The following is a 13660-nucleotide window of genomic DNA, read 5'->3' as shown; positions in this document are numbered from 1 at the left end:
CCGTGCCCGCTGGGCCCGGGCCAGCCTGCTCGACGGCCGGCCCGCTCAGCGATCGTCCCGCCGCGCGTCCGGCCCATCGCGTGGCTCCCGCCGGATGTCCGCGCCGAGCAGGCGCAGCTGCTCGGCAAAGGCAGCGTAGCCACGGTCGATGTGATGGACCTCGCTGACGCTGGTGATCCCCTCGGCCACCAGGCCGGCCAGCACGAGCCCGGCCCCCGCCCGCACGTCCGAGGCCGCCACGTGCGTACCGACCAGGCGGTCGCTGCGGCGCACCACGACATGGTGGCCGTCGGTGCGCAGGTCCGCGCCGAGCTTGCTCAGCTCACGGCAGAACACGAAGCGGCTGTCGAAGACGTTCTCGGTGATCAGGGAGACGCCCTCGCTGACCGCCTCCAGGGCAATGGTCTGCGGCAGGAGATCCGTCGGGAAGCCCGGGTAGGGCAGGGTCACCACGTCGATCGAACGCGGCGGGCGCTCCGCGCGGACCCGGAAGCCGTCCGGCCGGGTGTCCACGGTGGCGCCGGCCGTCGTCAGCTTGTCGAGCACGATCTCCAGATGGTCGGCGCGGCCGCCCCGGACCAGCACGTCGCCGCCGGTCATGAGCGCGCCGATGGCGAACGTGCCGGCGACGATCCGGTCCGCGACGGTGTCGTGCGTGGTCGGCCGCAGCTCGTCGACCCCTTCGATGACCAGCGTGGACGTGCCCGCGCCGTCGAGACGCGCGCCCATGGAGACCAGCATCGCGCACAGATCGGCGATCTCAGGCTCCCGGGCGGCGTTGTCGATCACCGTGGTGCCCTTGGCGAGCACCCCGGCCATCAGCAGGTTCTCGGTGGCGCCGACGCTGGGGAAGTCCAGCCAGATCGACGCCCCCTGCAGACGGCCGGATGAACGGGCCACCAGGATCCCGGACTCGACGTCCACCATGGCGCCGAGCTTGGCCAGCCCGCTGACGTGCATGTCGAGCGCGCGCGCGCCGATGGCGTCCCCACCGGGAAGCGCCACCCGTGCCTCGCCGCACCGGGCGACCAGCGGCCCGAGCACCACCACCGACGCCCGGATCCGCCGGACGAGATCGCTGTCGGCCGCGGCGGCGGGCCGCTCCGGCACGTCGATCGACAGTGAGCTCTCGGCGACGTCCCGCTCGACGCTCGCCCCGAGCGCGCGCAGGACGTCGGCCATGACGTTCACGTCAAGAATGTCGGGTACCGAGCGAAGAGTCGTGCGGCCGCACGCCAGCAGGCTCGCGGCCATCAGCTTGAGCACGGAGTTCTTCGCTCCCGGGACATCCACCCCGCCGACCAGCTGACAGCCGCCCGTGGCGACGAACCGTTCCACGGAAGTCGATGGTAGGGCCTTGTCGGCCGCTGTCCGGGGTCGGCCCACCGGCACGGCAAGGCCGGATCGGCACCCGGCCGGCCCGCTCCGCCCGTCCCCAGCAGGGCCAACCGGCCGACTCGCGAGAAAAGCCCCGTCCGCCTCGGCCCACCGCGAAAATCCCGTGACCGCCATTCCGGTGCGGGAAGTTTTTGCCACCGAGAAAAATCCGCTCAAGTACCGACACGGGACCCGGGTGGCCGCCGGGGCCACCCCACCTGGCGGCACCAGCGCCGAAACGCGGGCCGGCCGGCAAGCCCGCGATCACAGGAACTCGCGCGCGTGAGAACCGGTGGAGCGCCTACAGTGTGGCGACATGGCCATCCACCTGACCCGGATCTACACGCGGACCGGGGACGACGGTACGACCGCGCTCGGCGACACCTCCCGAGTCCGCAAGACCGACCCGCGGCTGGCCGCGTACGNACCCGCGGCTGGCCGCGTACGCGGACGTGGACGAGACGAACGCCACCATCGGTGTGGCGCTGGCCCTCGGCGCCCTCAGCGAGGACGTTCGGGCGTTACTTGCCCAGGTGCAGAACGACCTCTTCGACCTCGGCGCCGACCTGTGCACACCGATCGTGGACAACCCGTCGTTCCCCCCGCTGCGGGTGAGCCAGGCCTACATCGACCGCCTTGAGGAAGCCTGCGACCGGTACAACGAGCGTCTGCCCAAGCTGAACTCGTTCATCCTGCCGGGCGGTTCACCCGGCGCCGCCCTGCTGCATGTCTCGCGGACGGTGGCCCGCCGCGCGGAACGCTCGGCCTGGGCGCTGCTGGAAGACGATCCGGACCGCACCAGCCCCCTGCCCGTCCGCTATCTCAACCGGCTTTCGGATCTGCTGTTCATCCTCTCCCGTGTCGCCAACCCCGGCGGCGACGTCCTCTGGCAGCCCGGCGCGGGCCGCTGACAACCCAACAGCTGACAACGCAACAAAGGCCGGTGGTGACGCGGTTGTGGTTCTCCGCGTTACCACCGGCCTTCTCGGTGCCGCTGGTCCGGGTCAGGTGGTGGGGGTCGACAGGGTCGCGTGCTCGGCGAGGATGCTCACGCCCTGGTCGGTCACGGACAGAAAACCGCCGTCCACCGCGACGGTCAGGGTCTCGTTACCGATCTTGATCCGCACCTCACCGCCCTGGACGAGAACCCCGAGCAACGGGACGTGCCTGGGCAGCACCCCGATCTCACCCTCCGTGGTCCGAGCGATGACCATGTCGGCATCCCCTGACCACACCTCCCGCTCCGGCGAGACGATCGCCACCCGTATCGGCATCGCGCTGCCGTCCTTCCTGCCGTCACATCACAACGTTCGCGTTAGAGGAGTTCCTTGGCCTTCTTCTCGGCGTCCTCGATACCGCCGCACATGAAGAACGCCTGTTCGGGGAGGTGGTCGTAGTCGCCTTCGGTCAGTTTCTTGAAGGACTTGATCGTCTCTTCGAGCGGGACGAAGGTGCCCGGGATACCGGTGAACTGCTCGGCGACGAAGAACGGCTGCGACAGGAAGCGCTGGATGCGCCGCGCCCGGTTGACGAGAATCTTGTCCTCCTCGGACAGCTCGTCGATACCGAGAATGGCGATGATGTCCTGCAGGTCCTTGTAGCGCTGCAGGATGCGCTGCACCTCGCGGGCGACGTCGTAGTGCTCCTGCCCGAGGTAGCGGGCGTCGAGGATGCGGGAGCTGGAGTCCAGCGGGTCGACGGCGGGGTAGATCCCCAGGTCGGAGATAGCCCGCGAGAGCACCGTGGTGGCGTCGAGGTGGGTGAAGGTGGTGTGCGGCGCCGGGTCGGTGATGTCGTCCGCGGGGACGTAGATCGCCTGGAGCGAGGTGATCGAGTGGCCACGCGTCGAGGTGATCCGCTCCTGCAGGACGCCCATCTCGTCGGCCAGCGTCGGCTGGTAGCCCACCGCGCTCGGCATCCGTCCGAGCAGGGTGGAGACCTCCGAGCCGGCCTGGGTGAACCGGAAGATGTTGTCGATGAACAGCAGCACGTCCTGCTTCTGGACGTCGCGGAAGTACTCCGCCATGGTCAGCGCCGCGAGCGCGATCCGCAGCCGGGTGCCGGGTGGCTCGTCCATCTGGCCGAAGACCAGCGCGGTGTCGTTGATGACGCCGGCCTCGGTCATCTCCAGGAACAGGTCGTTGCCCTCACGGGTACGCTCCCCGACCCCGGCGAACACCGAGACACCGCTGAACTGCTTGGCAACACGGTTGATCATCTCCTGGATGACGACCGTCTTGCCCACGCCCGCGCCGCCGAACAGGCCGATCTTCCCACCGCGGACGTAGGGCGCCAGCAGGTCGATGACCTTGATCCCGGTCGGGAACATCTCTGTCTTCGACTCGAGCTGGTCGAAGGCGGGCGCCGTGGCGTGGATCGACCGGCGCACGTCGGTGTCGACGCTGGGGACGTCCAGCGGCTCGCCGAGCACGTTGAACACGTGCCCTCGGGTGGCGTTGCCGACGGGGACGGTGATCGGCGAACCGGTGTCCTGGACGGGCGCCCCACGGACCAGACCGTCGGTCTGCTGCATGGAGATCGTCCGTACGGTGTTCTCACCGATGTGCTGCGCGACCTCGAGGGTGAGGGTCGCGGTCTGTCCGTTGATGGTGCGGTCGACGCGCAGCGCGCGGTAGATCTCGGGGATCTCCTCGGGCGCGAACTCCACATCGACGACCGGGCCGATTACACGGGCGACCCGGCCGATCCCAGGGGCCTTGCCCTCCGCCGCGGCGGGCGAGGTGGTGGTGACGGTCATGGCGTCCTCAGTTTCACTTGTGCCCTGAAGTCACCGGCCGCTACCTGAAGGATGCCGGTGGCTTCGGGCAGTTTCACTTGTGCCCTGAAGCCACCGGCCACTCCGTGTGGATGCCCGCAACATCAGGTCTGGTTGATCTTCTTGGTTATGACGGTCGTCGATGCCGGTGCTTCCCTCGGGACCCGCCCACGCAAGAGGCATGGCCGCGCCGCCTTCAGCTCCGTTATGCCTCCAGCAGTGCGACAAACAGCATCGCACCGCCTTCAGCTCCGCTGCCCTGCCTGAGCCAGCCTAGGAGGCCTGAGCGAGTGCGTTGGCGCCTCCGACAATTTCCGATATCTCCTGCGTGATCGCGTCCTGACGGGCCGCGTTGGCCCGCCGGGTGTAGGTCTTGATCAGCTCACCCGCGTTGTCGGTCGCGGACTTCATCGCCCGCTGCCGCGCCGCCGACTCGGATGCCGCGGACTCCAGCAGGGACGCGTACAGCCGGCTTTCGACGTACCGCGGCAGCAGGGCGTCCAGGACACCTTCGGCGGACGGCTCGAACTCGTACTGCGGGAGCGGGCCACCGGGCGGGGGCTCGGTGGTCTTCTCCAGCACCAGCGGAAGGATGCGGTGGGCAACCGGCCGTTGCGTCAGCGTGTTCACGTACTCGGTGAAAACCAGGTGGATCTCGTCCACGCCAGCGGCCTCACTCGACTCGACGAACCGCGCGATGAGCGCGTCGGCGACTTCCTTGGCGTTGTCGTAACCGGGCTGCTCGGAGAAGCCGGTGAACTCCCCGGCCAGCTCCCTGCCGCGGAACCGGTAGTAGGTGACGGCCTTGCGGCCGACCGCGTACAGGACCGGTTCCTTGCCCTCGGCGCGCAGCAGTTCCAGCAGCTCACCGGTGCGACGCAGCACGTTGGCGTTGTAGCCGCCAGCGAGACCACGATCGCTGGTGATCACGAGAACCGCCGCGCGGCGAGCCTCGGGGTGCTCGGTCGTCAGGGGGTGGCGGACCGTGGTCTGCGACGCGACCGCGGAGATCACCCGGGTGATCTCGTCGGCGTACGGCCGGGACGCGGCCACCCTTGCCTTGGCCTTGACGATCCGGGACGCCGCGATGAGCTCCATCGCCCGAGTGATCTTCTTGGTCGACTGTACCGACCGGATGCGGCGCCGGTATTCGCGGAGCTGACCGGCCATGGCTTAGTCCTCGTCCCGCGGCTTCGGCTGGTGCACCTTGATGGACTCCTGCTCCACCTCGGCGGGGTCCAGGGTGTCGGGCACCGGCTCGTTGATCAGGGGCTGACCGCCGGAGAGCGCGAACTCGGTCTTGAACTTCGCGATCAGATGCTCGAGCGCGGCGAGGGTGTCGTCGTCGAGCTTGCCGGTCTCGCGGATCGTCTTGAACAGCCCCGGCTGGGTCCGCTCGACGAACTCGAGGAACTCGCTTTCGAACCGGCGGATGTCGCCGATCTGCACCTCGTCGAGGTGGCCGGTCGTCCCCGCCCAGATCGAGACGACCTCGCGCTCGACCGAGAACGGCTGGAACTGCGGCTGCTTGAGCAGCTCGACCAGGCGCGCGCCCCGGTCGAGCTGGGCGCGCGACGCCTTGTCCAGGTCGGAGCCGAACGCCGAGAACGCCTCCAGCTCGCGGTACTGGGCAAGGTCGAGACGCAGCCGGCCGGCGACGGACTTCATCGCCTTGACCTGGGCGCTGCCACCGACCCGGGAAACCGAGGTACCGACGTTGATGGCCGGCCGGACACCCTGGTTGAACAGGTCGGTCTCGAGGAAGATCTGCCCGTCGGTGATGGAGATGACGTTCGTCGGGATGTAGGCGGAGATGTCGTTGCCCTTGGTCTCGATGATCGGCAGACCGGTCAGCGACCCGCCACCGAGCTCGTTCGAGAGCTTCGCGCAGCGCTCGAGCAGCCGGGAGTGCAGGTAGAAGACGTCGCCGGGGTAGGCCTCACGGCCCGGCGGGCGACGCAGCAGCAGCGAGATGGCCCGGTAGGCCTCGGCCTGCTTGGACAGGTCGTCGAAGACGATCAGGCCGTGCTGGCCGTTGTACATCCAGTGCTGGCCGATCGCGGAACCGGTGTAGGGCGCGAGGTACTTGAAACCGGCCGGCTGGTCGGCGGGAGCGGCGACAATGGTCGTGTAGGCCAGCGCGCCGGTCTCCTCCAGGGTGTTCAGAACGTCCCGGATCGTCGACTTCTTCTGGCCGATCGCCACATAGACGCACTTGACCTGGAGCTTCGGATCCCCGGTCGCCCAGTTCTCGCGCTGGTTGATGATCGTGTCGAGGGCGACCGAGCTCTTGCCGGTCTGCCGGTCGCCGATGATGAGCTGGCGCTGGCCACGCCCGATGGCGGTCATCGCGTCGATGGCCTTGATGCCGGTCTGCAACGGCTCCTTGACCGGCTGGCGCTGCACGACCGTGGGCGCCTGCAGCTCAAGGGCCCGGCTCTCGGTCGAGACGATCTCCCCGAGGCCGTCGATCGGGCGGCCGAGGGGGTCGACGACCCGGCCGAGGAAGCCGTCCCCGACCGGGACGGAGAGGATCTCGCCGGTGCGGCGGACCTCCTGCCCCTCCTCGATGTGCTCGGACTCACCCAGCAGAACGCAGCCGATCTCGCCCACGTCCAGGTTGAGCGCGAGGCCGAGCACCCCGCCGTGGAACTCCAGCAGCTCGTTGGTCATGGCGTGCGGCAGACCCTCGACCCGCGCGATGCCGTCGCCCGCGACGACGACCCGGCCGACCTCCTCGCGCTCTCCGGCGGATGCCTGGTAGGAGTCGACGTAGTCCCGGAGGGCGGCGCGGATTTCCTCCGGTCGGATGGAGAGCTCAGTCATCGCTTTGGTCCTTCAGCAGATGGTGCGGGCACGTCCCGCAGATCGGGCGGCGAGATCTGGATGTCCACGGGAGCGCCCTACCGCAGCAGTCGCCGGCGTGCGTCGGTGAGGCGGCGCAGGACACTGCCATCGACCACCTCGTCACCGACCCGCACGACGACGCCCCCGAGCACAGCGGGGTCGACGTCCACCTGGAGCTGCACATCACGGCCAAAATAACGGCTGATCGCCGTCCGCAGCCGGTAGATCTGGTCGCCCGCGAGTGGGACGGCGCTCAGCACCACCGCGACCAGACGGTTGCGCCGGGCCGCGGCGATCGTGGTGAGCTGTTCGAGCCGGCGCTCGAGGTCACCGTGGTAACGTTCGGTAACCGCACGCTGGACGAGCCGAACGGTTACGGGGTGGGCCTTGCCGTCCAGCAACCTGGCCACCAGCGCCTGCTTGGCCGACACCGGGGCGGCCGGGGCACTCAGGGCCAGCGACAGCTCCGGTGTCCGGTTGAGCAGCCGGCCGAACCTGAACAGCTCGTCCTCGACGTCGTCGAGGACGTTGTTGCGCTGCGCCTGCGCGAGCAGGACCTCGACGGCGAGCTCGGCCAACGCCTGCTGGAGGTCCAGCGGCCGAGCCCAGCGCCCGGTGACCGCGACCTGCACGATCTCCAGTGCCGTTGGCGAGATCTTTGAGCCGAACAGCCTGGCCGCGAGCTCGGAACGGGCCGATCCGGGCATGCCCGGATCGGTCAGCGCGCGGCGGACGACCAGCTCGCGGTCGAGCAGGTCCACCACCCCGTCGAGGTCGTCCGCGAGCCGGGCGAGGTTGGCGGCAGGCCTCGGGGTCGTGGTACCCGGCGGCGGGAGCGCGGTCAGCTCGTCGAGCCGATCCCGCGCCACCGCCAGTGAACGACGGCTGGATCCGTCCACGCCTCAGCCCCCCGGGCCGGCCGGCGCCGGGACCGTCGTGCCCTCCGCCGGACGGTCCAGCCCGGCGATGAAGTCGTCGATGAGCTGCCGCTGGCGGTCGTCCCGCTGCAGCTCGTGACCGACGATCTTGGTAGCGAGTTCGAGCGCGATCTCGCCAATCTCGCGCCGGATCTGGGCGACGACCTGGGCCCGCTCGGCGGCCAGCTGAGCCTCGCCACGGGCCTTGATCTCGGCAACCTCTTCGCCGGCCTGCGCGCGTAGCGAGTCGAGAATCTGTTGCCCCTGTTCACGGGCGTCCTGACGGATGCGCCCCGCCTCGTCCTGGGCCTCGGCGAGCTGCCGGCGGTAGGAGACGAGCAGGTCCTCGGCCTCTCGCTGGGTGCGCTCGGCGCGTGCCAGGTTGCCCTCGATACGGTCGCTGCGCTCGGCGTACGTCCGTCTGATCTGCGGGTAGACCTTCCAGAAGAAGAAGGCCACCAGCAGACCGAAGGCCAGGATACCGATGAGCAGCTCGCTCACCGGCGGGACAAGGACGTTTTCGTCCGAGTGCCCACCACCCTCCTCGGCCGCGAGCAGCAGTGTCGAGATAGCCACGGTGTCTCCCCCGGCCTAGGGGAAGACGAACGGGACGACGAAACCGATCAGGGCCAGTGCTTCCGCGAGCGCGAAGCCGATGATCATGTATCGGAAAGCGACCTGCTCAGCTTCTGGCTGCCGGGCGATGGCCTGTACGCCGAGCCCGAAGATAAGACCGATACCGATGCCGGGCCCGATGGCCGCGAGGCCGTAGGCCACCGCGCCGAGAGAGCCGCTCACCTGGTCGGCAGCAGCAAGCACCAAAGAGGTGTCTGCCATGTCATTATTCCTTTTCCAGTCGGGCACCGCGACCTGCCGCGGTGCTGATCGGGGTGTCCGAACCTTATGCGTGTGCCGCGGCGGATGCGCCGCTGACGGCGGGCACCTGGTCGACCGAGTGCGAGCTGTCGTGCTCGTCCCCGTGCTCCTCAAGCGCGCCGCCGATGAAGGCGGCCGTGAGAATAGTGATGATGTACGCCTGCAAGAAGTCGATGACGAGCTCGAAACCGGTCAGCACGATCGTCATGAGCAACGAGGCGACACCGAAGACGAAGGGCGGCTTCGGCAGCAGGTAGTCCGCGCCGAGCGAGAACACCAGCAACAGGATGTGGCCGGCGAACATGTTCGCGAACAACCGGACCGCCAGCGTGAACGGACGCACGATCAGAGTCGACAGAAGCTCGATCGGCCCGAGCAGCAGCTTGACGGGGAAGGGCGCCGTCGGCGCCGGATTGACCATGTGGCCGAAATACGCGCGGGCGCCGACAGCCTTGATCCCGGCGTGGTTGAACAGCACGTAGGTGATGGCGGAGAGAACGATCGGAATCGCTATCCGCGAGGTCGGCGGGAACTGTGCGCCGGGGATGATCGCAAGCACGTTGGAGACCAGTACGAAGGTGAACAGCACCACCAGGTAGGGCGTGTACTTCCGGCCCTGCTCTCCGATGACGTCCCGGGCGATCGAGGTGTCGATGAAGTCGTAGATGGACTCACAGACGTTCTGCACCCCGCGTGGCACAACCGTCGCGCGCCGGAAACCCAGCCAGAAGACCACACCGACGACGAGCGCGGCGAAGATCCCCAGGGCGGTCGCCTTGTTCAGGTAGAAGTCGACCGGTCCGAGCTCGACGTCGAACCAGTGGGGTGTCTGGAACACCTCCTTGGTCGGGCCGTGGAAGCCCTCGTCCGCGAGGACCGGGGGGACCGGCACGACGTACACCTCCATGATCAAAATATACTCTCACCAGCGGAAAAGAGACGCAGCCGTACCGGCGGCGGTGTGGACTCACCCTATCTGGTCCAAGCGAACAGCCATACCCGGCGCAGGCCGCATCCCACTCGTGCACCTGGCATACCAGACATGACGATCACCGGACACAGCCGGCCGCCAGGCATGACCATCTATCGATACCCTATGATCATGAACTGGCAAGACCACCAAGAGATACGACTCACACCGGATGTCAGCGAGCCGACACTCGGTACTGGCGATACTATCCACACCCCGGCGCCATCGGCATCAAGTCCGGGCCGAGCAGAGGTTGCTCACTCGCCCGTTCACACAAACGGCACCCGAAAGTTTCCTGCCGTTGCCCCAGGATAGACGCTTCGAGACCATGCGATCACACGAAGCAACAGTCCGCGCCTGCCCAACGGGCCAAAAGACTATCGATCATGATCGGTGTACACCCGGGAACCATCCGCATCGGCACCGCCGGGCCGCGGACCACCGGCCCGGGTCACTGGCGCCGCATCGCCCGGTAGATCACAAGATAGAGCGCGGCCCCCATCCCGACGACAACGCCCACCGGCAGGAAGACCGTGCCGATCCCGGTGACACGGTCGATCCCGTAGCCGACCAGCCCCCAGAAGCCGGTACCGGCGAGCAGCGTGCCGAACGCGCTCCACATCTCGCCGGAGATCAGGCCGGGCCGGTACGGGCGACGCGGCCCACCACCCGTACCGGGGCTGTTTCCAGCGTCCCCGGGGGTGCGTTCGGCGTCGCTCACGTGTTCAGGGTGTCACGTGGGGAGTCGCCCCGCGCGCGGAAGGCGTCCGGATCGTAGAACGGGACCCGGGTGTGGGTGGCCACCCACAGCTCGGCACCGACCCAGCCGAGAACACCCACCAGGACGGCCCAGGAGAAGGCGATCAGGTCGACGCTGTCGGAGCCCTCCAGGGTCACCAGCAGAACACCCAGAATAATGGTCTTCATCAGATAGGTGCCCAGCGCCGCGGGCAGCACCATCGCCCGCATCCGGCGGGCGACAACGCTCACCGCGAGCTTGCTCGCCGTGAAGAACAACGCGACGAGAACGAGACCGGCGGCGACGGCGGCGAGTCCGTTCGCGCCACGGGCGAAGCCGGCGATCGGCAGTGCCGGGACCGCGACGGCGGCGAGCACCAGCAGACCGGCTCTGACCGTCCGCCCAGCAGCGGTGATCATGCGCGCCGCACGGATCGTTGACCGGCCAGCAACAACACCAGCAGCCCCGCGAGACCAAGACCCACAACACCGGCGAGGATCGGCAGCGGCTGCCGGGAAAAGGACGCGGCGACCCCGCCGAAACCAAGCAGCGCCGCCCAGAAGTACATGATGAGCACGGCCCGGACGTGGGATTTCCCGATTTCCAGCATCCGGTGGTGCAGGTGCATCTTGTCCGGGGCGAACGGGGAGCGGCCGGCTCTGGTCCGGCGGACCACCGCCAGCCCCAGGTCGATGAAGGGCACGGCGAGCACCGCCAACGGGATGGCCAACGGGATCAGGGACGGCAGGGACCGGGACGGCCCAGCATATCCGCCATAGGCCACCTGGCCCGTCACCGAGATCATGGATGCGGCGGAGAGCAGGCCGACCAGCATCGAGCCGGAGTCCCCCATGAACAGCCTCGCCGGGTTGAAGTTGTGCGGCAGGAAGCCGACGCACACACCGGCGGTGACGGCGGCCAGCAGCGCGGCCGGCGCGGCCCGGGAGAAGTGGTTGATAACGGCGACCTCGTAGGCGAAGTAGAACGTGGAGCCCGCCGCGATGGCCGCGACCCCGGCGGCCAGACCGTCCAGCCCGTCGATGAAGTTCATGGCGTTGACCAGGATCACCGTGGCGAGGATCGACAGCGGCACGGCCGTCTCCGGCCCGAGGCTGAAGGTCGTGTCGCTGTCCGGGTTCACCGCGAAGGACCACTGGATGCCCAGCAGCACCATCACCCCGGCGGCCACGACCTGGCCCGCGAGCTTTGTCACCGCGTCCAGCGGCCACCGGTCGTCCACGACGCCGAGCAGGCAGATCAGCGCGCCGGCGATCAGCACCGCGTGCGGCTCGGCCCAGTCCTCGGAGACCGCGGAGAGGAACGGGAGCTGGTCGGCGACGAGCAGCCCGGCTGCCAGCCCGGCGAGCATGGCCAGGCCGCCCAGCCGTGGCGTCGGGACCGCATGGACGTCACGGTCCCGGACACCGGCGACCGCGCCGACCCGGACCGCGAAACACCGTGCGACCGGCGTGCACAGGAACGTGATCGCCGCCGACACCGCGAAGACGAGCAGATACTCCCGCAATCTTCTAACGCACCCGCTTCTTGGGGCGTCCACCGCTTGCCGACACCGACGCCGACACCGACGCGCCCGCCTCCGGGCGCGTCGGTCGTGTCACCGTGGGTGCGGCCACCGCGAGTACGGTCACCGGGGGTAGGCGGGGTGTCGGACTGTCAGGGCGGCGACGCTGGCAGCCACGTCGGCGGCCGCGTCGGGGTCACTGACGACGCGGGCGATGAGCGCGGCGATGTCCTTCATCTCGCCCTCCTTCATACCCTGGGTGGTCACCGCCGGCGTACCCACCCGGATCCCGGAGGAGACCGCGGGGGGCTGCGGGTCGTACGGGATCGCGTTCTTGTTCAGGGTGATGCGGGCGGCGTCGCAGCGAGCCTCCGCCTCCTTGCCGGTGACCCCGAGCGCGCGCAGGTCGAGCAGGGCGAGGTGGGTGTCAGTCCCGCCGGCGACCGGGCGCACCCCTTCGGCGGCGAGCGCGTCCGCGAGCGCCTGGGCGTTGCGGATCACCTGCTGGGCGTAGTCCTGGTAGGCGGGGGTGGCGGCCTCCCGCAGGGCGACCGCCTTGGCCGCGACCGCGTGCATGAGCGGGCCGCCCTGGCTGAAGGGGAAGACCGCCTTGTCGATGCGCTGGGCGAGCTCCTCCCGGCAGAGGATCATCCCGCCCCGCGGGCCGCGCAGCACCTTGTGGGTGGTGAAGCTGACGACGTCGGCGTAGGGCACCGGGCTCGGGATGGCCCGGCCCGCGACCAGGCCGATGAAGTGGGCGGCGTCCACCATCAGCCAGGCCCCGACCTCGTCCGCGATCGACCGGAAGGCGGCGAAGTCGATCAGCCTCGGGTAGGCGGTGGCGCCACAGATGATCATTTTGGGCTGGTGCTGACGGGCGAGGTCGCGCACCTCGTCGTAGTCGATCAGCTCGGTGTCCTCGCGCACCCCGTACGCGGCGACGTTGAACCACTTGCCGCTGAAGTTGACCCGACTACCGTGGGTGAGGTGGCCGCCGTGTGGGAGGGACATCGCCAACACCGTGTCACCGGGCACCAGCAGCGCCGCGTACACCGCGAAGTTGGCCTGCGCCCCCGAGTGCGGCTGCAGGTTGGCGTGCTCGGCGCCGAAGAGCTCCTTCGCCCGGGCGATGCCGATCTCCTCCGCACGGTCCACGACCTGGCATCCGCCGTAGTACCGGCGGCCGGGATATCCCTCGGCGTACTTGTTCGACAACGTCGACCCGAGGGCCGCCAGCACCGCCGGTGAGGTGAAGTTCTCGCTGGCGATGAGCTGGAGCCCGCCTCGCAGCCGGTCCAGTTCGTCCAGGAGGACACCAGCGATCTCGGGATCCTCGGCGTGGAGCTGGTCGAAGTCCGGGCCCCAGAACGGGGTGCTCATAAGCTGCCTCTCCTGCTGCGTCAGTTCACTGTGCTGCGTCAGTTCACCGCGGCGGGTACCCGAAGTGATGGGACGATCGCGCGCAGCGCCGCCAGGTCGACGGCGCCGACCCGCAGAACCCGCGGGACGTCATCGGTGCAGTCGACGATCGTCGAGGCGACGCCGAGCGTGCAGGGCCCGCCGTCCAGGTACACCTCGACGGAGTCGCCGAGCTGGGCGAACGCGTCGTCGGCCGTGGTCGCCGGCGGCCGGCCGC

15 protein-coding genes and 1 pseudogene (1 of these 16 cut by a window edge) are annotated in these 13660 nt (G+C 68.9%); 2 read left to right on the top strand and 14 right to left on the bottom strand.

Translation table 11 applies throughout. The annotated features are described in order from the left end of the window. Positions 1-45: 45 nt before the first annotated feature. Positions 46-1338: a UDP-N-acetylglucosamine 1-carboxyvinyltransferase gene (gene murA / locus FrCorBMG51_RS03525; protein WP_047221637.1), complete on the bottom strand. Its 1293-nt coding sequence runs from the start codon at positions 1336-1338 to the stop codon at positions 46-48. A 355-nt stretch (positions 1339-1693) separates the two neighbouring features. On the opposite strand from murA, the pseudogene FrCorBMG51_RS34410 reads away from it, so the two are divergent. Further along, a pseudogene (locus tag FrCorBMG51_RS34410) lies at positions 1694-1762 on the top strand (cob(I)yrinic acid a,c-diamide adenosyltransferase); the annotation flags it as partial. A 67-nt stretch (positions 1763-1829) separates the two neighbouring features. Continuing rightward, the gene (locus FrCorBMG51_RS03520) at positions 1830-2288 is read left to right on the top strand and encodes a cob(I)yrinic acid a,c-diamide adenosyltransferase (RefSeq protein ID WP_235433277.1); all 459 of its coding nucleotides are present in this window, start codon (positions 1830-1832) and stop codon (positions 2286-2288) included. A 93-nt stretch (positions 2289-2381) separates the two neighbouring features. On the opposite strand, the gene FrCorBMG51_RS03515 is transcribed toward FrCorBMG51_RS03520, so the two are convergent. From FrCorBMG51_RS03515 to FrCorBMG51_RS34405, 13 genes are all read right to left on the bottom strand, one after another. Beyond that, positions 2382-2651: a F0F1 ATP synthase subunit epsilon gene (locus FrCorBMG51_RS03515; protein WP_047221636.1), complete on the bottom strand. Its 270-nt coding sequence runs from the start codon at positions 2649-2651 to the stop codon at positions 2382-2384. A 41-nt stretch (positions 2652-2692) separates the two neighbouring features. Continuing rightward, positions 2693-4135 carry a F0F1 ATP synthase subunit beta gene (gene atpD / locus FrCorBMG51_RS03510; protein ID WP_013874999.1) on the bottom strand — a complete coding sequence of 481 codons (1443 nt, stop codon included), beginning with the start codon at positions 4133-4135 and terminating at the stop codon, positions 2693-2695. A gap of 291 nt (positions 4136-4426) precedes the next feature. Continuing rightward, entirely contained in the window at positions 4427-5323 is an 897-nt protein-coding gene (locus FrCorBMG51_RS03505; protein ID WP_013875000.1) for a F0F1 ATP synthase subunit gamma, read from the bottom strand. A 3-nt stretch (positions 5324-5326) separates the two neighbouring features. Next, complete coding sequence (gene atpA, locus FrCorBMG51_RS03500; protein ID WP_047221635.1) at positions 5327-6979, bottom strand: F0F1 ATP synthase subunit alpha; 1653 nt, start codon at positions 6977-6979, stop codon at positions 5327-5329. 77 nt (positions 6980-7056) lie between these two features. Beyond that, complete coding sequence (locus tag FrCorBMG51_RS03495) at positions 7057-7899, bottom strand: F0F1 ATP synthase subunit delta (protein ID WP_047221634.1); 843 nt, start codon at positions 7897-7899, stop codon at positions 7057-7059. Positions 7900-7902: 3 nt separating this feature from the next. Then, a complete protein-coding gene (locus FrCorBMG51_RS03490; RefSeq protein WP_047221633.1) occupies positions 7903-8493 on the bottom strand; it encodes a F0F1 ATP synthase subunit B in 591 nt (196 codons plus the stop codon). 15 nt (positions 8494-8508) lie between these two features. After that, positions 8509-8754 carry an ATP synthase subunit c family protein gene (locus tag FrCorBMG51_RS03485; RefSeq protein WP_013875004.1) on the bottom strand — a complete coding sequence of 82 codons (246 nt, stop codon included), beginning with the start codon at positions 8752-8754 and terminating at the stop codon, positions 8509-8511. 64 nt (positions 8755-8818) lie between these two features. Next, on the bottom strand, positions 8819-9700 hold the full coding sequence (gene atpB, locus FrCorBMG51_RS03480; RefSeq protein WP_047221632.1) for a F0F1 ATP synthase subunit A: 882 nt from the start codon (positions 9698-9700) through the stop codon (positions 8819-8821). A 514-nt stretch (positions 9701-10214) separates the two neighbouring features. Further along, positions 10215-10484 carry an AtpZ/AtpI family protein gene (locus tag FrCorBMG51_RS03475; protein WP_047221631.1) on the bottom strand — a complete coding sequence of 90 codons (270 nt, stop codon included), beginning with the start codon at positions 10482-10484 and terminating at the stop codon, positions 10215-10217. Further along, positions 10481-10921, bottom strand: a complete 441-nt coding sequence (locus FrCorBMG51_RS03470) for a Cg1360 family ATP-synthase-associated protein (protein ID WP_047221630.1) — start codon at positions 10919-10921, stop codon at positions 10481-10483. The genes FrCorBMG51_RS03475 and FrCorBMG51_RS03470 overlap by 4 nt, the downstream gene beginning before the upstream one ends. Further along, complete coding sequence (locus tag FrCorBMG51_RS03465) at positions 10918-12027, bottom strand: MraY family glycosyltransferase (RefSeq protein WP_043603998.1); 1110 nt, start codon at positions 12025-12027, stop codon at positions 10918-10920. Before FrCorBMG51_RS03465 ends, FrCorBMG51_RS03470 begins: the two co-directional genes overlap by 4 nt. Positions 12028-12147: 120 nt before the next feature. After that, positions 12148-13404 (bottom strand): serine hydroxymethyltransferase, encoded by a 1257-nt coding sequence (locus FrCorBMG51_RS03460; RefSeq protein ID WP_047221629.1) that lies wholly within the window; start codon positions 13402-13404, stop codon positions 12148-12150. Between the two features lie 38 nt (positions 13405-13442). Next, positions 13443-13660: the 3' portion of an L-threonylcarbamoyladenylate synthase gene (locus FrCorBMG51_RS34405; RefSeq protein WP_476742097.1), read on the bottom strand. 136 nt of this gene lie beyond the right edge of the window; only the last 218 of its 354 coding nucleotides appear in the window; its start codon lies off the right edge, out of view; the stop codon is at positions 13443-13445.

Origin of the sequence: Protofrankia coriariae (assembly GCF_001017755.1) — a bacterium.
GTDB classification, from domain to species: Bacteria; Actinomycetota; Actinomycetes; order Frankiales; family Frankiaceae; genus Protofrankia; species Protofrankia coriariae.
Note: the sequence above shows the minus strand (reverse complement) of the source record. Positions and strands in the feature narration are given on the sequence as shown.